The 19,372-nt window shown below is 43.6% G+C and carries 16 protein-coding genes and 1 other annotated feature; of the genes, 2 read left to right on the top strand and 14 right to left on the bottom strand.

Annotation, left to right across the window (positions count from 1 at the left end; all coding sequences use genetic code 11):
- Positions 1-4: 4 nt before the first annotated feature.
- The 3 genes from IGI86_RS02265 to IGI86_RS02255 are packed head-to-tail and all read right to left on the bottom strand — an operon-like array spanning position 5 to position 3,056.
- Positions 5-856 (bottom strand): carbohydrate ABC transporter permease, encoded by an 852-nt coding sequence (locus tag IGI86_RS02265; RefSeq protein WP_005227285.1) that lies wholly within the window; start codon positions 854-856, stop codon positions 5-7.
- Between the two features lie 12 nt (positions 857-868).
- Positions 869-1,759 carry a carbohydrate ABC transporter permease gene (locus tag IGI86_RS02260; RefSeq protein WP_176257025.1) on the bottom strand — a complete coding sequence of 297 codons (891 nt, stop codon included), beginning with the start codon at positions 1,757-1,759 and terminating at the stop codon, positions 869-871.
- Positions 1,760-1,805: 46 nt separating this feature from the next.
- Complete coding sequence (locus IGI86_RS02255) at positions 1,806-3,056, bottom strand: extracellular solute-binding protein (RefSeq protein WP_430617702.1); 1,251 nt, start codon at positions 3,054-3,056, stop codon at positions 1,806-1,808.
- Between the two features lie 315 nt (positions 3,057-3,371).
- Between IGI86_RS02255 and IGI86_RS02250 the strand changes: the two genes are divergently transcribed.
- Complete coding sequence (locus IGI86_RS02250; protein WP_008376111.1) at positions 3,372-4,262, top strand: ArsR/SmtB family transcription factor; 891 nt, start codon at positions 3,372-3,374, stop codon at positions 4,260-4,262.
- A 71-nt stretch (positions 4,263-4,333) separates the two neighbouring features.
- Here the strand turns inward: IGI86_RS02250 and IGI86_RS02245 are convergent, their stop codons facing one another.
- The 11 genes from IGI86_RS02245 to IGI86_RS02195 all read right to left on the bottom strand — a co-directional run bounded on the left by IGI86_RS02245 (position 4,334) and on the right by IGI86_RS02195 (position 18,217).
- The gene (locus tag IGI86_RS02245) at positions 4,334-6,157 is read right to left on the bottom strand and encodes an APC family permease (RefSeq protein WP_430617701.1); all 1,824 of its coding nucleotides are present in this window, start codon (positions 6,155-6,157) and stop codon (positions 4,334-4,336) included.
- Between the two features lie 217 nt (positions 6,158-6,374).
- On the bottom strand, positions 6,375-9,080 hold the full coding sequence (locus IGI86_RS02240) for a YhgE/Pip domain-containing protein (protein ID WP_275626415.1): 2,706 nt from the start codon (positions 9,078-9,080) through the stop codon (positions 6,375-6,377).
- A gap of 15 nt (positions 9,081-9,095) precedes the next feature.
- Positions 9,096-9,320, bottom strand: coding sequence for a hypothetical protein (locus IGI86_RS02235; protein WP_223347157.1), 225 nt, complete (start codon positions 9,318-9,320; stop codon positions 9,096-9,098).
- A 47-nt stretch (positions 9,321-9,367) separates the two neighbouring features.
- A complete protein-coding gene (locus tag IGI86_RS02230) occupies positions 9,368-10,042 on the bottom strand; it encodes an HAD family hydrolase (RefSeq protein ID WP_422708578.1) in 675 nt (224 codons plus the stop codon).
- A gap of 46 nt (positions 10,043-10,088) precedes the next feature.
- Positions 10,089-10,889, bottom strand: a complete 801-nt coding sequence (gene proC, locus IGI86_RS02225) for a pyrroline-5-carboxylate reductase (RefSeq protein ID WP_008376116.1) — start codon at positions 10,887-10,889, stop codon at positions 10,089-10,091.
- A 61-nt stretch (positions 10,890-10,950) separates the two neighbouring features.
- Positions 10,951-11,652: a GntR family transcriptional regulator gene (locus IGI86_RS02220; protein ID WP_005232219.1), complete on the bottom strand. Its 702-nt coding sequence runs from the start codon at positions 11,650-11,652 to the stop codon at positions 10,951-10,953.
- Positions 11,653-11,695: 43 nt separating this feature from the next.
- On the bottom strand, positions 11,696-14,122 hold the full coding sequence (locus tag IGI86_RS02215; RefSeq protein WP_430617700.1) for a DNA translocase FtsK: 2,427 nt from the start codon (positions 14,120-14,122) through the stop codon (positions 11,696-11,698).
- Between the two features lie 164 nt (positions 14,123-14,286).
- A complete protein-coding gene (locus tag IGI86_RS02210; RefSeq protein WP_005232224.1) occupies positions 14,287-15,090 on the bottom strand; it encodes an amino acid ABC transporter substrate-binding protein in 804 nt (267 codons plus the stop codon).
- A gap of 13 nt (positions 15,091-15,103) precedes the next feature.
- On the bottom strand, positions 15,104-15,736 hold the full coding sequence (locus IGI86_RS02205; RefSeq protein ID WP_005227272.1) for an amino acid ABC transporter ATP-binding protein: 633 nt from the start codon (positions 15,734-15,736) through the stop codon (positions 15,104-15,106).
- 12 nt (positions 15,737-15,748) lie between these two features.
- Positions 15,749-16,393 (bottom strand): amino acid ABC transporter permease, encoded by a 645-nt coding sequence (locus IGI86_RS02200; protein WP_005232226.1) that lies wholly within the window; start codon positions 16,391-16,393, stop codon positions 15,749-15,751.
- A 308-nt stretch (positions 16,394-16,701) separates the two neighbouring features.
- Positions 16,702-16,936, bottom strand: a binding site (T-box leader).
- Positions 16,937-17,062: 126 nt separating this feature from the next.
- Positions 17,063-18,217 carry a cobalamin-independent methionine synthase II family protein gene (locus IGI86_RS02195; protein ID WP_430617699.1) on the bottom strand — a complete coding sequence of 385 codons (1,155 nt, stop codon included), beginning with the start codon at positions 18,215-18,217 and terminating at the stop codon, positions 17,063-17,065.
- Positions 18,218-18,343: 126 nt separating this feature from the next.
- On the opposite strand from IGI86_RS02195, the gene IGI86_RS02190 reads away from it, so the two are divergent.
- Positions 18,344-19,264: a LysR family transcriptional regulator gene (locus tag IGI86_RS02190; RefSeq protein ID WP_430617698.1), complete on the top strand. Its 921-nt coding sequence runs from the start codon at positions 18,344-18,346 to the stop codon at positions 19,262-19,264.
- Positions 19,265-19,372: the final 108 nt, after the last annotated feature.

Below are 19,372 nucleotides of genomic sequence, written 5' to 3'. Positions count from 1 at the left end.
TTCACTATCCTTTTATTCCTGCATTTAAGTTCATAGATTCAATGAAGTATTTTTGAGCAAATAGAAACAGCATGACGGTTGGAATGATCGCAATCAATGCCGAGCCCATCAATTGACCAATCATTCGGTAGTTGCCATAAATGTCTTGTAGTAATAGCAAACCGGCTGTAATCGGCATCTTACTAACATCCGTATACACGATCACTGGCCACAAGAAATCATTCCATGAGCCTGTGAAAGAAAAGAGGCCTGCAACGATCAACACAGGTTTGATCAAAGGAACGATGATCTCTGCAAAAATTGTAAATTCATCTGCACCATCCATTCGTGCTGACTCGTCAAATTCAAGCGGGATACCTTTCATAAACTGTCGCACAAGAAAGATATTTCCCATCCCTGCTAAGCCTGGAATGATCATAGCAAGAGAAGAGTTGACCCAGCCGAAGGTTTCAATGATTTTGTAAGACGGGATCAAATTCACTACACCGGGAAACATCGAGATCCCCATCAAAAGATAAAAGATACGATCACGGTATTTAAACCGCATTCTGCCATAGCCATAAGCGGTCACTGAAACAACGATCACAACTAAAACAGTGTGCGTGACTGCGATAAACATTGAATTCCATAACCACTGCATAATTGGTGCAGTAGACGTATTAGTCAAAATCGCTACATAGTTATCTAATATCCAGTTTACGGGTAATAAACGAAACCCAGTAGAGACGATTTCGGTTTGAGAACGAAAAGAAGTGGCGAAGCTAAAAATCAGTGGAATAACCCAGATGATACATAAAACGATCAGAAACAAATATGCGATGACCATACTAGGTATATGTTTCTTTTGTGTATTCATTTTTTTGCCCCCTTAAGTATTGCTTCTATCTAAAAGAAAATATTGAAATACGGACACACACATAATGATCAATCCTAAGATGACTGCCATTGCCGAAGCCATTCCGGCAATTGATTCTCCTTGACTAAAAGCCAGTGAGCGGATATACATCATCAATACAGTCGTGCTTTGGTTTGGACCTCCACCTGTCATCATCAAAGGCTGTGCAAAGACATTAAATGCTCCAGCAGTTGTCATCACGATCGTATATAACAGTGGAAAGCGAATAGATGGCAAGGTCACATTCAAGAATTTTTGGAATGCTCCAGCTCCGTCGATCTCTGCCGCTTCATAAAGGTCTTCATTGACACCCGCTAAAGCTGAGCGATAAATGATCATGTTACCACCGATCGCTCCCCAAATGCTGACAACAAAAATCAAGATCCATGCATAGGGTTGTCGCGAAGCCCAAGAGAAATCGAACCCAAAAATATTATTGATGGCACCTAATCGAGAGTGGAAAATCAATGACCAGATCAAAGAACCTGCTGAAACAGAGATAAGACCTGGAATATATAGAATTGCTTGAAAAAGTCCTTTCAGCTTCACTTTTTTATGTTGCAATGCAGCTGCAATCATCAGTGGAATGATGATTTGTAACGGCACCATGATCAAAACGAAAATAAAGGTATTTTTCAAACCATTCCAAAATTGGGTATAGAACGTCGAGGAACTATCAAACAATAATGTTTTATAGTTGTTAAAACCGACCCAGACTGGATCAGAGATCAAATTCCATTGCGTAAATGAAGCATAAATACCATAGATCGTTGGAATACATACAAAAATAATAAAGAGTACCATGTGTGGTCCAATGAATGCGATCGATGCCCAGTTAATGCTCTTTTTTTTCATTCCTTTCATTCCCTTCTAAAAATTGGAAAAGGGGATAGAATTATCCCCCCTTCACTTATCTAGCTACTTCTGCAATCTTATCTTCGACATATTGTTGCATCGTTTCTAATCCTTCATCCATATCTAATTCACCGTAAGCGATATCTATACTATAAACATCTAATGCTTCTAAGACATAAGAGAAATAAACGTAGTCAAAGATGTAAAGTGTTTCTTCTTCCTCTGGTGTAGAAGTAAAGAATGATTGTGGGTATTGTTGGTAATCATCACTTTCTAAAATATCTTTACTTGCAACGATTTGACCGGCTTTTGCCCATTCGATCGAGTTTGTACGAACAAATTCTAAAAATTGTGCGATTACTTCTTCTTTTTCTTCTGTTCTGCTTTCACTCTTCAACATGCCAAACATATGAGAAGCTGCTCGGTTGGTTGCGATGTCATCTGAAGTCGAATAAATATTTGTTACGCCCCAATTCAAGCCCTCAACCGCATCATGAGCGGTAGAAGTCCAAGTACCATCTGTTGATAAGAGTACGTTTCCGCCTTGGAACATCAAATACCCATCTTCTCCATAAGGTGTCATCAGGCCTGCATCTGTTAACGCTTTAATTCTTTCTAACGCTTCTTTCATTTCTGGCGTATTCACCGTCGGGTTCCCAGCATCGTCAGAAATCGCGCCGCCTAAGTTACGGATTTGCGCTAAGATAACCCAAGAAAGTAACGCATTATTTACGACATAATCGCCTTCTTCCATCTGCCCTGCTAATGACATCATTTCATCAAACGTCACGATGTTATCGTCTAACCAAGAAGTGACATTGTATTTTTCTAAAAGATCTTGATTGTAATACATGGCACTGGCATGGATATCTAATGGGATCGTATATTGAGTATCGCCGATTTTCCCTGCATTCCACGCCGTATCTAAATAATTGCTTTCTTCTAACTCAGGTTGATAAGAAACCAGACGATCAACCGGATCAATAATATCGGAATTGACAAATTCCTCTACTTTATAAGAATGCATCAAAGTCAAATCTGGAATCCCACTTTTAGAACTTACGACCGTACTTAATTTAGTGTACATATCAGACGTGATCACATGATTGATTGTATAATCGGAACCTGATTGTTCATTGAATTCATTTACGATCTGATCCATATAAGCGCCATCATCACCAGTAAGGGGTGACCAAAAATTAATCGTGTATTTTTCTTTTTCCGCTGCCTGATAACGATTAAAACCAATAAGGGCAACTGCAACGACTGCAACTAAAGCACCAATAATAATAAGTTTCTTCTTCATGTTTTTCCCTCTTTCATAGAAATTGAATTTTGGTCTTTGAAGCCGAACACGCCTATCCTCCTTCTCTTATTTGCTATCCCAGCATTTATAATTGCATTATTCATTTCTAGCGTTTGCAAACACTTTCAATTTACAAATAAATCATAACTTGATTTGTAATCGCTGTCAACAATATTTTGATTAATTTATCAAGGATAATATCTATATTAATTAATAAATATATTAATAACTAGCGAAATAAACAACGCTATTTACACAAATTAGCAAATATGTTAACATTCAAGTAAATCAAACAGTTTAAGCGGAGGTGACACGATGCAATTAGAAATCAATCAAGAAGCATTGCCTGTCTATGAGGCACTTGCCAGTAACGTGCGAATCAAAATCATTCAATTGCTGGCTAAAAACAAGATGAATGTCAAAGAGTTGGCACAAGAGTTAGGCTTAAGCAGCGCTATCATTACGATGCATATCAAAAAATTAGAAGAAGCCAAAATCATCAAAACAGAGCGTGTAGGGCAAAAAAAGATTTCCAGTTTGAGAGTGGATCATATCGATATCAACTTTCCTGAGAAAATCTTTAATGCCTTTGATACGAAAGAAACGGCGATACCGATCGGTCATTATACAAATTATTCGGTAGAACCAACGTGCGGGCTTGCTACTTCAGCTGATTTTGTGGGAATGGTAGATGAACCGAAGTTTTTCATGGATCCCCGACGAATGGATGCCCGCATCTTGTGGTTTACGAAAGGATTTGTCGAATACCAATCGCCAAACTTCTTAGCAAAAGAAGAAAAACTCGAAATGATGGAGATTTCAATGGAGGTTTCGTCTGAATTTCCTTTTTCCAATAACAACTGGCCTTCAGACATCACCTTCAGCTTAAATGGTGTGGAGCTTGGTACATGGACTAGCCCAGGGGATTTTGCAGACATTCGTGGAAAGTATACACCGGATTGGTATCCAGACAATCTTAATCAGTACGGGTTATTGAAGACGATCCGCATCATGGATCATGGAACCTACATGGAAGGTGTTCCTCTTTCCGACATTACGATCAAGGATATACCTGCCTACGAAGATACGTGGCATTTAAAAGTGGAAGTCAAAGAAGATGCCGAGCATGTCGGCGGTTGTACCCTCTTTGGCAAGGGGTTTGGGAATTACGATCAAGATATCAAACTAAAAATGTTTTATAGCTAAAAAAAACGCTAGTCTTAGCGGCTGACCTAAACATTTCTTTTGGGAATCAGGTCGCTAAACTAGCGTTTTTGTTATTTTTTCAAATGGTAACTGTACGTACTTACAATGATGTTTTCACGCCAAGAGAGTCTGAAACGCAAGCGCAGGCTTGTTTGGTTGTGCAAAATATTTTGCCAGCGACGTCTTGGGACAAACTGTGGAATGATGACGGTCGTTGTGTAATTGTGTTTGGCTGCATTGCGGCTGACTAGATCCACATAACGTAAGATGGGATTTTCAATCGAACGATAAGAAGAATGAACGACGGAGAAACGCACGTCTGGGAATTTTTGCTTAAATTCTTGTTCGATTTCTTTTTCTTTCTTCACATCTTCATCCAACGATACGTGCATCGCTACGACATAATCACCAATCGATTGGGCATAGTTCAATGCGCCGATATTTACTCGGGTAACATTTCCGACTAAAACGATCACAGTATTTCCTTCATAAACATGTAGTGCTTCTTGTTTTTCCAACCGCAGCTGTTCTGCGACTTTCTTATAATGATCATGGATCTTGTAAAAGATATACAAGAGGATCGGCATGATAATAAAGAATGGCCAAATATCGCCTAAGCGATACACGAACAAGATGGCAATGATCGCAAAGGAAATCAAAGCCCCAACGATGTTGGCGATCGATTTAAAGAACCAGCCTTTGCCTTCTTTTCTCCATTTGATCACCATTCCGCTTTGGGACAAGGCAAAAGGAATAAATACCCCAATGGAATACAAAGGAATCAAACGCTCGGTCGATCCTTGGAAGATAAACAATAATACGATGGAACCAGCAGCTAAGGTGATGATCCCGTTTGAGTAGCCGAGACGATCCCCACGGTCTTGATACATGTGTGGCATATATTTGTCTTTGGCTAAGTTATACGCCAACACGGGGAAGGCGGAAAATCCTGTATTTGCGGCAACTGCTAAAATCAGCGCTGTGGCAAATTGCAAAACGTAGTACATAAACCCATGACCAAAAACAGCAGAGCCGATTTGAGATAGGACGGTCACTTCTGCTTCTGGTACGATACCGTACCAATAGTTGATAAAAGTGATACCGACGAAGAAGAACCCTAAGATCGCAGCCATGATCGTCAAGGTCGCAGCTGCATTTTTCGCCCGTGGTTTTTTGAAAAATGGCACCGCGTTACTGATCGCTTCGACCCCCGTCAAAGAAGAGGAACCTGATGAGAAAGCCCGTAAGATCAAGGCTACGGATACCCCAGGCACGACAGCGCCTGGCAGTGCGGTTGCATTCAACGGTTGCGCACCCGTTACGATATTGTACAAACCGACCACGATCAAGACTGTGATCACTGCGATAAAGGTGTAGACAGGAATCATCAAGAAGCTAGCTGATTCTCGCAACCCTCGCAGATTCATCATCATGATCAAGATTACGATCACGACAGAAATGGCCACTTGATGACCGAACAACGCCGGCACAGCTGAAGTGATGGCTTCTGCCCCTGCTGAGACGGATACTGCCACTGTCAGCATATAATCGATCAATAGAGAGCCGCCGGCAATCAGGCCCGCATTTTTCCCTAAATTTTCACTACTTACTACATATGCCCCACCGCCGTGAGGGTAAGCATGAATGATCTGGCGGTAAGACAAGGTCAATGAAATCAAAAGAATAATAACAAAAGCAGCGATCGGCAATGAATACCAGATAGCAGCAGCGGAAAGTGCCACTAATACGACAACGATCTGCTCTGTCCCATAAGCAATCGAAGACAAAGCATCAGAAGATAGCAACGCAAGGGCCGCCGTCCGGCTCAGTTTTTGTTCATCATTCTCTGCGGATTTCAATGGACGTCCGACCAACAAACGTTTCAAATACTCCACTTTTTCTACACTCCTTTTCATGAAAAAATCCTTCGTTAAACTTGTAACGATATCCTCACAAATATTGAATTATCAAGACTGTATGCTACTCTTGTAACCGCGAAAAGTCAATGAAAATCAGATGAAAAAACGACCCTTTTTCCCTCTTTTGATTATTAGAAATTTCACGTGATGGCACAAAAGCAGAAAGAACAAATGCTCTTTCTGCTTTAAGATTTTAGTGGAAGAAATGACTTTCTTTGGAAATGTCACTTAGTTTCTTCGTAGAGTTGACTAGATAAGGATACGCGTACGTACCGACGATCCCAAAGACTAGGAACAAAATCGTTAAAATGATCAACTGCGGGATAGCATTTGGCCAATAGATCCCACCGGCTGATTCTCTTAACAGATTGACCGCATGAGTAAACGGCAGTAGCGGATTAATGAATTGGAAGAACTTCCCAGAGACTTGGATTGGGTAATTTCCTCCCCCACCTGAAATGGAGAGAACCAAAATAATGATGGCGATCCCTTTCCCGAGGTTTCCGAACAGTCCCGCCAGTACGTAGACGATCATCATAAAGGCGAGTCCGACGAGTAATGCGAAGAAGACACTGTACACAGGGTTGTGGACATCGACGCCTAATAAAAACATATTTCCTAGGGTCACGATCAAACTTTGGGCGACTGCCATCGTCAAGAACGTCAGCATCCGTGCCACAAAGGTTTCACGTTGTGTAAAGCGTTTTTTGTCTTTCTTCTCTAAATGATACTCCGTTGTAGCGACACTTGACAATAATAATGCCCCTACCCACAAACACAATGCGGTATAAAATGGTGTGCTAGCTGAACCATTGTTGGCGATTGGGTAGATTTCATTGCTTTTTAATTCCACTGGTTGTTTGAAGAAGTCGGCTTCATCCGTGGCATCAAGTTTCAATAATTTGATGACTTCCCCGAGATCGACTTCATTTTCTCCTGCTCGGATCGCATCAGCGGCTTTGTGGATGCCTGCTTTGATACTTGGCCAATCGTTATTGATTAAATCGACAGCCGCATCCAAGGCTTTTTCAACTTCTGGCAGTTTTTCATCCACCATCGCCATCGTAGAACTGATTTCTGATTTGATGGTTGGCCAATCGTTTTGCAAGAAGTCTACGGCCAGCCCTAATTTTTCTTCGACAACTGGCAATTCGTTGTTGTACAGGTCGGCTCCTTTGTTGATGGCATTGACGATTTCATCCATATGACCATTCAGCATCGTATTGGCATCGTGCAATTCTTGCTTGATGGCAGGCAATTCTTTTTGGTATTTTTCCAAAATCGTCACGGCATTGCTGACCACTGATTTGGTGGAAGACAGCAACGAGTCAAAATCGATTTCTTGGGCTTTTTTCAAGACATCTTCGGCTGTGGTGATGGTTTCGATTAGTTTGGTTAGGATGTCGTTGATGGTTACAGTGATTGAATCAACATTGATGCTGTTCATGAGATCAGCGATGTTTTGAGCAGCTGCGGTAACTTGATCGAGGTACGCTGTAATTTCATCAACAGACCCATTTTGAACAAGGTTATTCAATTGCGATAAGCGGTCAGATAAAACTCCTAGCGATGTTTTAGCATTGCTTAGTTGCGTAATGATACCTTCTAAATCGGCGTTACTACCGGAATTCTGAATATTGGTTAAAAAGGCAATCAAGGAATCCAAGGCTGCTTGTTGTTGCTGGATGTTCTTTTGAAAGTCAGTGATCGTTGCACTGATTGCTTGACGCTCTTCATCCGTTAGTTCATTGTCAGCTAGTGCTTGACGAATCGTACTTGTCAGCCCAGCAGTAGTTGTTGCCACTTGACTGATCGACTCAATCGTCACCTTCACACTGCTAGAAATACTTGGCAGGGCATCTTGCAACTGTTGCGCCCCATCTTTGGTCGCTGTGGCGAAGCTGGCGGCTTGGTCGCCTAGTTGTTCGATCTGTGGTAACGCGGCTTGCACTTGTTCGATGACTTGCAGTCCTTGTTTGGCGGTATCGATGCCGTCCGTCATGGTGCTGGCAATGTCATCAAAATCATCATCGATCATCTTCAATTGTTTGCCGGCATTTTGGATCTCTGGGATCTTCTCTTGCAAGGTCAAAATGATGCTGGCTTCTTTCTTCAATGTCGGCAGCTTATCATTTAGGCCAATCAGTTTTTCCCCCATAGCATCCACTTGCGGAATATAATCGGTAAATTCTTCGGCTTTTGCGATCTTTTCTTTGATTTCTGGAAACTTATCATGCAAGGTGACGATCTCTTTCGTATAACCGTCGATCGTAGCCAAATTGTCATCGGTATCTAAGATCATGGATTTGACTTTGTTGATGCTGACTAAGTTGGAATCAATGTCATAGCCGATTTCATTGAAGACTTTTATTAACGTAGAGCTGGCGGTTTCAATAAAGTTCTGTGAGATCTCTTCTTGAAGACTACTGGCTCCTTTCTCGGTGATTTTTGGTGCGATGGCGTTGATTTTTTGGTTGCTGTAATACTCAATGGTCGGTTTTTCAATTGTCCCGCTGGTAAAGCTGATCAGATCATCTGAAAAATCAGCTGGCAGATAAATACCGGCGTAATACTTTCCTGATTTGACTCCTTCTACCAAGTCCTCTTTTGAATCCACGAAACGCCAGCCTAACTGTTTGTTGTCATGGAGGGTGTCGATGACTTCATCACCGATATCGATATGCTTGCCTTGAAATTCTGCCCCTTTATCCGCACTATACACGGCGATTGGCAATTCACTGGTGTTGCCATATGGATCCCAAAGTGCTTTGATATTGAACCACGCATAAAGCGAGGGTAAGATCATTAAGGCAATGATCAAAAATGCAGAGATTGGATTGCTGAAAATTCGTTTCCAGTCCAGTTTATATAAATAGAAAACATTCTTTAGTTTATTCATTTTTTTCTTCCCCCACTAGTTCTTCGTCGAAGGATAATTTACCATGTTTTTCCCCCGCCGCCAACGGCTACGATCGACCAAGAAAAGTCCTTTTGACAAATGGACGTTTTTGTCAAAATGAAACCCCTTTACTTTTTGTTTTTTTTCGCTTATTGTTAAACTTTCTTTAACTTTACCATGATGGCGAAAAACAAACCACTCATATCCTTTGAACTGTTTTTTTACCGGTCTTTTCTTCACAAAAAAAACTTCCTTTTTCTGCAACGAAAAGGAAGTTTTTTTAGGTGTTATTTCAGTTGATCCTTTGCCAATAAATCATACACATATTTCAGTGAGGTGTCTTCGCCATATAACTGAAGTCCGGCCTTCTCTTCTGGGGAGTAGACTTGATCAAAACTTTGATCGGGAATCAACACGACATCGATCTCCGCACGTGTCGCAGCTGTTGCTCCCACAAGAGAATCTTCCATGACTAATGCTTTTTCTGCTGCGACTTGCGCTTTTTCTAAAGTCAGCAAGTAAGGTGCGGGATCAGGTTTATGGGCGGAGACATCATCGCCAAAGGTCTGATAGTCAAAGTCCTGCAACAAATCGAAATGCGCCAACAATTCAGAGGCTCTTTTTTTCATCGTCGAGGTGGCTAGTGCCGTTTGGAAGCCTTTCTCCCTAGCCAATGCGATGGTTTCTTTCGCATAGGGTTTAGTTTTGAAGGTGCCATCAGTTATTTGCTGGGCAATATAGACTTCCCGTTCTGCTCGTAATTCCTGCACCCGCTGCTGACCGCCTACGAGGTCGGCTAATTTACTAGCCGTCTGTTGCCAACTTTGACCACGCCAACCAAAAATATCAGCGGCTGTAATCGGAAGCTGATACTTTTTAAATAGCGCCAACCACCCATCAAAATAGACTTTTTCAGTATCGACTAACAATCCATCAAAATCAAAAATCAAAAGTTCTTTCATAAACGCTCCTTTGTTTTGCTAAGATTTTCCCCTCACTCACTGGGTATCAAGACATTTCCCGACTTTTGTCAGCAGCTGCTTGCACTGCTTTGATGACAGCCGCACGAAAGCCATTTTCCTCTAAGGTTTTGACTGCTTGGATCGTTGTGCCCCCAGGCGAGCTGACACGATCCTTTAAGACACCTGGGTGTTCCTTCGTCTCTAGTACCATCTTCGCTGCGCCTAATACCGCTTGAGCAGCAAATTCATACGCCATCGGCCGCGGCATACCTTCTGCCACTGCTCCATCTGCCAAAGCTTCAATGAATAAATACGTGTAGGCTGGCGAAGAACCACTGACACCAATGACTGCATCGATCATGCTTTCTGGTACTTGCTCGGCTTTCCCAAGGCTTTCAAAAAGTTGTTTGACTTCGTTGGCTTCGGCTTCCGTTACTTGACCGTTGGGGCTGATAGAAGACATCCCTTCGCCGACAAGTGCGGGGGTATTTGGCATGACCCGCACGATTTTGTGCGCACCGATGATTTCTTCCATTTGCGCGATCGTCACACCCGCGGCAATGGATACTAGCAAATGTTCCTCAGTCAATCCTGCTTTTAAATCAGCAAGCAAGCGGGGAAAGACAAAAGGTTTGACTGCTAAGACGAAGATCTCTGCTTTTTCTGTGACATCCGCCAGCTTAGTTGTCCCAGTGATCCCGGTTTCTTTTTCTAATTGTGCCAAAGTCGGCTCGTAGCGATGGTTATAAACCAAGATCTCTGCTGGTTCATACAGCTTTGCTGCAATCAAGCCATTAATGATAGCTTTTGCCATGTTACCGGCTCCTAAAAAGGCGATTTTTCTCATGTATTTCACGCTCCACTTCTGATTTTGGTACCACTTTTTGCTAAAAAAGCCTAATCAATGACTAGGCTTCAAATTCGATCATATACGGATGCAAGGCAGTGTTATAGATCCCTTCTGTATATTCTACCACTTCTCCTTGTAGATCATACGAATAACGGGTTCGTTTCAAGGCAGCGACCTCCGGCGTGATCATAAACTTCTGTTGCTCTTCAGTCAACGTCGTTGCCACAAACGCATCTTGAAAGCGATCGATGATCATTCGATGTTCATCCAATAGGCGATACAATGATTTTTCTTCAAAGACCTCGATGGAGGTTCCCTTTAGTTGCTTTGGCAAATGGTACTCATAGTAAATAAAAGGTTGGTGGTCAAAATAGTACATGCGACGTAAACGCATGACTTCTTTGCCCATCAAAGAATACGCAGGGTGTTCAGGCGCAAGTTCGACTAATTCATAGCTGAGGTTTTTCTTTGTGTATTCCTTGCCGGTCTTTTCAAGCAATTGGCTAAACGTCGTGCCTTTTGACAGCTTGTTGTAGGGGCGATTGCTTAAAACCGTCGTCCCACGTCCGCTGCGTTTTTCCACATACTCATCTGCCGCTAACAATTCGATGGCTTTGCGGACAGTGATCTTGCTGACATTGAAGGTAGCTTCCAATTCTGTTTCCGTCGGTAAAAATGAACCAATCGGGTAGCGACCCGACATGATGTCTTCTTTGAGCTTATCGGCAACATCACGGTAAAGAATGTGTTTGCGTTTCATTGCTATCTCGCCTTTCTCTCATTGGATTGGTCTGGTGTTCTCCTTATTCATCAAAGGTAGGAATGTCTTCTGGTTGCGGCTCGATCAAGACTTTCCGTGGCTTGCTGCCTTCAGAAGGGCCAACGACGCCTTGATCTTCTAATTCATCCACTAACCGAGCCGCTCGGTTATAGCCGATGCGAAAACGTCGCTGCAAGAGAGAAACGCTGGCGGTCTGCATTTCCACCACAAGGGCTTTGGCGTCTTCGAACAGCTCATCTTGTGGTTGTCCGCTGCTGCCGGCACTCGTTTCTTCCTCAGTGACCATCATTTTTTCTTCATAATTGGCTTCTTGCTGATCTGTCACGAATTCAACCACTCGTTCGACTTCTTGGTCGGAAATAAAGGCCCCTTGGACCCGAATCGGTTTGTTCTCACCCATCGGCAGATACAGCATGTCGCCGCGGCCCAGCAGTTTTTCGGCCCCGTTCCCATCAATGATGGTCCGAGAATCGACACCGCTGGAAACAGCAAACGCCATCCGTGATGGAACATTGGCTTTGATGATCCCTGTAATGACATCCACACTTGGTCGTTGCGTTGCTAAGATCATATGGATACCAGCTGCCCGCGCCATTTGTGCCAAACGAATGATGGCATCTTCGACTTCGTTGCTAGCAACCATCATCAAGTCAGCTAACTCATCAACGATCACCACAATGAATGGCAAGATCGGACGATTTTCGCCATCTTCTAAATTCTTATTGATTACTAAATCGTTGTAGCCAGTAATATTTCGGACCCCAGTTGCCGCAAATTTTTCGTAGCGTTCTTCCATTTCCTTGACCACTTTTTGCAACGCTTGCGCCGCTTTGCGAGGATTGGTCACAACGGGTGTCAAGAGATGGGGAATCCCATTGTAAACATTTAATTCAACCATTTTCGGGTCGATCATCATCAGTTTGACTTCATGGGGTTTTGCCCGCATCAAAATACTGGTGATGATGCCGTTGATGGCTACGGACTTCCCGCTCCCGGTCGATCCGGCAATCAAGAGATGGGGCATTTTCGTTAAGTCTGCCGTTTGGACACGGCCAGAAATATCGCGTCCTAAAGGTACTTCTAATAGTTTATCTGGATGATCTGGTTGGGCTTCGATCACTTCTCGGAATGAAACCATGCTAACTGCGCTGTTTGGAACTTCGATCCCAATCAATGATTTCCCTGGGATCGGCGCTTCCATCCGCACATCTTTGGCGGCCAAGGCTAAGGCGATATCATCGGTCAACCCGACGATTTTGCTGACTTTGACCCCTACTGCTGGTTGAACTTCGAATTTGGTTACTGCTGGTCCTAAGCTAGCTTTGACGACTTTTGCGTCAACACCGAAGCTTTGGAAGGTGGTTTCTAACACACCAATATTTTGTTCGATCTTTTTGTACTCGCTGCTTTGATCCGTTGAAGGGATCGAATCGAGTAATTGCGCTGAAGGCAATTCATAATCACGATTTTCAGCTTCTTCCGAAATCTCAAATTCCAATACTTCACCATCGTCATCGAGGATCTCCCCGTCTTCATTGACCTTTTTGCTTGGTCCCGGTTTGTTTCCCGCTGGATGTGGTGCTTGAGCGGCCTCTGGTCCCGCCGCTTGCGGCAATTCTTGGAAGTGGTCGATGGGTACAAAGCTCAGCTGCTCTGGTTCAAAATCAGCTGGCGCTTGCATCTGCTGTTCTTTTGCTGATTTTTCGTCTTCTGTCATTGGTCGGACTTGATTCTTTTCTTTGATCTCCGCCATGACTGCTGCTCGCTCGGCTTCTTTCGCCGCTTGTTTCTCTGCTGCTCGTTCCGCTTTGCGGGCTTCTCGTTCGGCTTGCTTTTCTGGAGAGCCTTCTAACAACCGCTGCAGCTTGTCACCAGCTACTTGCAGGTGCTCAACTAACTCGTGGCTGCTCATTTGGCTGAACAAGAACGCCCCGATCAGCATGAGTAAAACAGCGATGATGTAGCTGCCGATCTGGGAAACAAGAAAATAGGTCGCCCCATAAAGCATGGCGCCAATCATTCCGCCCCCGACATTTTGGGTCACTTGGCTGCGCCGGATATCGCCTAACAGCGTCATCCACGTCGTTTGGAAGACATTGGCTTGTTCTCCCACCACATTACTAAAGATTTGCGCATGGAGGATGATCAGTAAGCCAAAATACACCAATACACAGCCAATCACTCGCCGAATACTCTTAAACCGAGCATCGGTCGTTTTGATCGCTAACCAGACACCATAAGCGGCTAGGGCAACACTCAAAAATTGGTACGTGTTTCCGCCAACGATCCGAAACCCGTTGGCAATCAAGGTTCCTAAAAAACCTAAATGGAAAAAGCCAAATATCGAAAACAAGACAAAGAGCAGGCCGACACCGACCAGCATTAATTTCTCTTGCTGTTTTTGTTGTTTTTTTGTTTTGCGTTTCTTTGCGCGTTTTTTTTGCGCCATTTCTATCCCTCTTTTCATCTTTCCCTATTATAACGAAAAAAGAAGGCGAACAAAAGTTTTCCTGTGAGAAATTTTGGTTAGCTGTTGGAATTTAAGCGAAAATTTCTTAAATGATGAAAAAAACACCAGCTGCTAAGCAGCCAGTGCCTCTTGTTGACTTGTTTTTAGTTTGGTGTGACGTCTTCGCCAAACCACTTTTCAGAGATTTCAGCAAAGGTACCATTGTCTTGCAATTCTTTCAAACCATCGTTGATTTTATCTGCCATGGCTTGATCGTCTTTACGCACACCTACAGCAAAATCTTCTGCTTCAAAAGGGCTTTCGATTTCGTTGAAGTCATCGGTTTTGCCTGTTTGAGTCAAATAATATTCTGCGTAGACGCGGTCGATCAAAAGACCGTCGATCCGACCGTTTTCTAGATCGATAAAGGCTTCATTAAAACTGGCATACAAGGTTGCGTCATTGCCGTCTACAAGATCCTTCAAAACTTCCGGTTGGTTATTGAAGGTCTCATAACCAGAAGAACCTTCTTGGGCACCTAAGACTTTGCCCTCCATATCATCGAAGCTAGTAATGCCGCTTGATTTCGCTGTGACCAAGACTTGTTTATTTTCCATATAAGTATCTGTAAACAATACTTTTTCTTCACGAGCTGCGGTTTTGGTATACCCGTTCCAGATCATATCGATGGTGCCATTGCTTAGTTCGGTTTCTTTCATGGACCAGTCGATTGGTTGAAATTTGACTTTGGTTCCTGTTAGATCCAAAATCGCTGTGGCTAAATCCACATCAAACCCAACGATGTTGCCTTGGTCGTCTTTAAAGCCCATCGGTACGAAGGTATCGTCTAGGCCGACGATCACTTCTTCTTTGTCAGCGGCACTGGTTGTGGTGTCATTGCTGCTGCCGCACGCCCCTAATAAAAATACACTTGCTGCTGCGATTCCCGTTAATAGTAATTTTTTCATTTTGTTCTCCCCCTTATTCTCCTGCTACTTTTAATAATTGATCGCCGATATTTTCGGCAAAAACCAAATCATGGGTCACCACGATCTGGGTCACTCCTTCTTTTTTCAGATCCAAGATCAGCTGCTCGACTTGCTGTCTCAAGCCTGGATCTAAGGCGCTGGTAGGCTCGTCATAGGCCAACACTTTGGGATTCATCGCCATCGCTCGTGCGATAGCCACCCGTTGCCGCTGCCCCCCGGACAACTGGAAGGGGTATTGAGCTAATAGGTCACTTAACCCTAGTTTTTCTGCCAACTGTTCGGCTTTTGCTGTATACGCGGCTTTGTCTTGTTTTAGCACCATTTTTGGTGCCAAAGTGATGTTTTCAAAAACCGACAAGTGAGGAAACAATTGGAAGTCTTGGAAGACGACACCGACGACTTGTTCTTGTTCTTTTGTATCGGTGGGATCAAAGGCTTTGCCATCCAGTAAAAAGCTTCCAGAATCGATCGTTTCTAACCCAGCCAGTGTCCGAAGCAAGGTGGTTTTCCCGCCACCGGAAGGACCGACCACCGCTAAGATACTGCCGTCTTCGATCGTCAGGTCTAGCTGATCGATGACTTTTTTGGCGCCAAATGATTTTGATACTTGTTTTAGTTCTAACATATGTGGTTCCTCCTAACGGTAATAGTCCAGTTTGGTCTCGATTTGTTTTAACAATAACGTGAAGACGCCCGTCATCACCAAGTAGATCAAGCCGACCCCAACTAACGGAAGCAAGGTACTGTCTCGCTCCATGGCGATTTTTCCGATTCGCATCACGTCTGACAAGCCCAAGATGTAGACGAGGGATGTGTCTTTGACAAGATTGATGACTTCATTGCCGACAGATGGCAGGGTGATCTTGACGACTTGTGGGATGATGATTTTTTGGATCGTTTGGATTGGGGATAAACGCAAGACTTTCGCAGCTTCGTATTGTCCGGCTGGAATCGATTGGATCCCCCCACGGAAAATCTCAGCAAAATAAGCAGCGTAATTGATAATAAAGGCGATCAAGGCTGCTTCAAAGCGGTCAAAGACGATCCCTAAGATCGGTAGACCGTAGAATACGAAGATCAACTGCAGCAATAAAGGCGTTCCTCGCATCAACCAAACGTAGACTTGCACGATCAATTTCAAAATACGCAGGCGACTGGCTAAAACAAAGGCAAACAAGATGCCTAAGGGAATGGACCCGATTAAGGTCAGTGCGAACAATTTAACGGTGATTCCGGTTCCTGAAATTAGTTGGGGCATAACATTGACTAAATACTCAAACATGGTGACTTCCTCCTTGATAGGTTTCAATTTCGCTTGGCAGAAAAACAGCTTAGCGACGGCTTACTCCGACGCTTATGTGGCGCTGTGCGTTGGCTGGTGAGGGCAACTGGCAAGTTTCATTTTTCTAAAAAAGAAAAACAAAAAAAGCGCACACTGGCATTTGCCAGAGGACGCTAGATACGTGGTTCCACCTCAATTTGCCTTTCCTTCACAGGAAAAGGCCTCGTGCAGTCTTTGTGATCCTTCCACTTTCGGTTTTCGGTGAGCCGCAAAAAAAGAGAAAAAAAAACGTCCCCTAGCCATTACAGCTAAAGGACGTTATCAACGCGGTTCCACCTTTGTTTATCAGTGCTTCACAGCAACTGAACTCAGAAAGTCATCAATCAATGACTGCTGCTGTAACGGGCAAACCCGGTCTCTCCTACTTTTCTTTCGGAAAAACGACTCCAAGATGTGTTTCACAACCATGCGTTATCTCTTTGCACCAACCAGAGACTCTCTTCAAACAGCAAGCCTTGCTACTCTTCTTTTCGATGTCTGTTTCATTAAGTTGTGTCTTACTTTACTAGCTCTTAAAGAAAATGTCAAACATTTTTTCTGAAATTTTCGAAACTTTGTGGAATGCACCGATTTCGAGGGGAAGATTCAGGGAAAAGAAGACGCAACTGCTTAACCGAAGTATGCTTCAGCTAAGGCTTGCCCTTGCTTGATTTTTGCCCATTGCTGCTCAGTCGAAAGCTCATTGCCGCAGTCACAAGAGGCAAAGCCGCATTGATGAGAAAGATAAAGCCGATCCTTAGGAATGATTTGACTAGCTTTGTCTAATAAGGCGATCACTCGCTCTTCATCGTCTAATGTGGCGGTTTTGCTGGATAATAAGCCTAAGACAACTTCCACTTCTGAACGATCTTTCAGCGCTTCTAAAGCCGAGATATCACCGGCACGGTCATCGTCCCACTCTAGGAAAAAGCGGTCATAATGCTGATCACGTAAGAATTTTTCGGCGATCGCTTTGTAGGTACCACTGGCTGCCGCGCGGCTTTGGTAATTGCCGCGACAATTGTGGGTCCAGACTTTTAATCCTAATTCGTGGGCGTAATCAGCGACTTCGTTGTTGATCGCCACGAATTCATCGGCTAACGCTTCTAAGCCGTCATTGCCTTGGGTGAAGAAGCTCTTGTCATTGTCTTCAGCAAATAGTTCCCATAAACAATCATCGAACTGAACGATCTCACCACCGGCTTCTCGGTATTCCTGCAAGAATTCCTTGTAGGCGTTAAGCAGCCCTTCCCGCAAGGCTTCTTTCGTTGGATATACCTGACCTTCACCAACGAGGTCGTTAAAGACAGTCAGCTCGGTAAACGCATGGGCAGCCCCCCAGACGGTGATTTTGACTGGCAGGTCGCCAGCTTGGCGTTTGGTTTCTTTAAACAATGTCAAATAATGATGGTTTTTGCCAGATAATGGTTCTGTGATCCGGATGCCGATGTCTTTACGCGTTTCAAAATGTCCACCGTCCAAATCTTCAAAGGCATACCCATGATCGGAGATATAGCGCTCAACGCCTTTTAATCCCCAGAGAAAATCCAGGTGCCACATCGAGCGGCCATGTTCGCCATCTGTGATGACTGTAATGCCGTGTTCTTTTTGCGCTGCAATGATGTCAGCGATCGCTTTTGCTTCCGTTTCTTGGTAGCCAGAAAACGCATCATAAAACGGGTAGCGGATGTCCTCCCGATGCTCGATTTGATTTTTGTAGTCCAATAAATCTTGTGGTCGTAACAATGACCCCACAAGCTGAAATTTGTCTGTTGCCATATCCATTCCTCCTATACAAAGTTTTCAAAATTGTTAGATTTATTCTAGCAAACATCTTATACTATAGATAATACTTATAAACTTATATATTCCATAGGCAATACCTATAACACAAAAAGGAGGTTGCTTCCCATGCGTATCCAGCAGCTTGAATATTTGGAAAAAATCGTAGAGACCGGCTCTTTCAATGAAGCCGCCAAACAGCTTTTCATCAGTCAGCCCTCCCTCTCTCAAGCCATGAAAGAGTTGGAAAAAGAATATGATCTGCAGCTGTTTTACCGCAGTAAATTAGGGGTGACCTTGACCGATGATGGCCGTTCCTTTCTCAATTATGCTCGAAATGTTTTAGACCAAGTCAATCTCTTGGACGAACGCTTTCGCAAAGACAGCCATCGCAAGCATGTTTTCAGTGTTTCCGCACAACACTATGCCTTCGTCGTCCACGCCTTCGTGGAACTGGTCAAACAGTTAGGGGAAAATGAATTTCAATTCACCTTGCGGGAGACCCAGACACAAAATGTATTGGATGATATCCAGACGTTTAAGAGCGAATTGGGGGTCATTTATCTGAATGATTTCAACACGACGGTCCTCACCCGTTTGATCCACGAAAAAGACCTGCAATTCATTCCTTTATTTGAAGCCAAACCCCACGTCTTCATCGGCCGAGAAAATCCACTGACTCAGAAAAAAAGCATCACATTAGCTGATTTGGAACCTTATACCTATTTGTCGTACGAACAAGGGGAAACCAATTCCTTCTACTTTTCTGAAGAGATCTTAAGCACTTTACAACGCAAAAAACACATTCGCATCAGCGATCGTGCCACGATTTTCAATTTGATGGTGGGTCTCAACGGCTATACCATCAGCTCTGGGATCATCAGCAGTGAGCTGAATGATGAAAAAATCGTTGCGATTCCTTTGGAAGTCGATGATGCGATGACACTAGGTTACCTCAAACACAAGAAAATGGAACTGAGTGAGATGGCTTTGGACTATCTCGCCTTGTTGAAACAGCATATCAAAAATTACGGTTTCGACGTCTTTTAAAAAAACGATCCGCAGACAGTCGGTCGGGCTTCCTTGGTAAGGCGTCCCGACCCTGTTGCGGATCGTTTTGTACTGTTTGTTCTTCTTCTGTTCTTAAATTATCTTTCG

Source organism: Enterococcus sp. AZ188 (assembly GCF_050544075.1).
GTDB classification, from domain to species: Bacteria; Bacillota; Bacilli; order Lactobacillales; family Enterococcaceae; genus Enterococcus_D; species Enterococcus_D entomosocium.
This window is presented reverse-complemented; position numbering and strand designations above follow the sequence as displayed.

What these genes read in the sequence shown, in the direction of transcription:
- IGI86_RS02230 (WP_422708578.1), bottom strand. Translation starts at nt 10,042, where the DNA reads ATGAAAGAACTTTTGATTTTTGATTTTGATGGATTGTTAGTCGATACT.
- IGI86_RS02190 (WP_430617698.1), top strand. Translation starts at nt 18,344, where the DNA reads ATGCGTATCCAGCAGCTTGAATATTTGGAAAAAATCGTAGAGACCGGC.
- IGI86_RS02200 (WP_005232226.1), bottom strand. Translation starts at nt 16,393, where the DNA reads ATGTTTGAGTATTTAGTCAATGTTATGCCCCAACTAATTTCAGGAACC.
- IGI86_RS02205 (WP_005227272.1), bottom strand. Translation starts at nt 15,736, where the DNA reads ATGTTAGAACTAAAACAAGTATCAAAATCATTTGGCGCCAAAAAAGTC.
- IGI86_RS02240 (WP_275626415.1), bottom strand. Translation starts at nt 9,080, where the DNA reads ATGAATAAACTAAAGAATGTTTTCTATTTATATAAACTGGACTGGAAA.
- IGI86_RS02210 (WP_005232224.1), bottom strand. Translation starts at nt 15,090, where the DNA reads ATGAAAAAATTACTATTAACGGGAATCGCAGCAGCAAGTGTATTTTTA.
- IGI86_RS02255 (WP_430617702.1), bottom strand. Translation starts at nt 3,056, where the DNA reads ATGAAGAAGAAACTTATTATTATTGGTGCTTTAGTTGCAGTCGTTGCA.
- IGI86_RS02195 (WP_430617699.1), bottom strand. Translation starts at nt 18,217, where the DNA reads ATGGATATGGCAACAGACAAATTTCAGCTTGTGGGGTCATTGTTACGA.
- proC (WP_008376116.1), bottom strand. Translation starts at nt 10,889, where the DNA reads ATGAGAAAAATCGCCTTTTTAGGAGCCGGTAACATGGCAAAAGCTATC.
- IGI86_RS02215 (WP_430617700.1), bottom strand. Translation starts at nt 14,122, where the DNA reads ATGGCGCAAAAAAAACGCGCAAAGAAACGCAAAACAAAAAAACAACAA.
- IGI86_RS02220 (WP_005232219.1), bottom strand. Translation starts at nt 11,652, where the DNA reads ATGAAACGCAAACACATTCTTTACCGTGATGTTGCCGATAAGCTCAAA.
- IGI86_RS02265 (WP_005227285.1), bottom strand. Translation starts at nt 856, where the DNA reads ATGAATACACAAAAGAAACATATACCTAGTATGGTCATCGCATATTTG.
- IGI86_RS02260 (WP_176257025.1), bottom strand. Translation starts at nt 1,759, where the DNA reads ATGAAAGGAATGAAAAAAAAGAGCATTAACTGGGCATCGATCGCATTC.
- IGI86_RS02250 (WP_008376111.1), top strand. Translation starts at nt 3,372, where the DNA reads ATGCAATTAGAAATCAATCAAGAAGCATTGCCTGTCTATGAGGCACTT.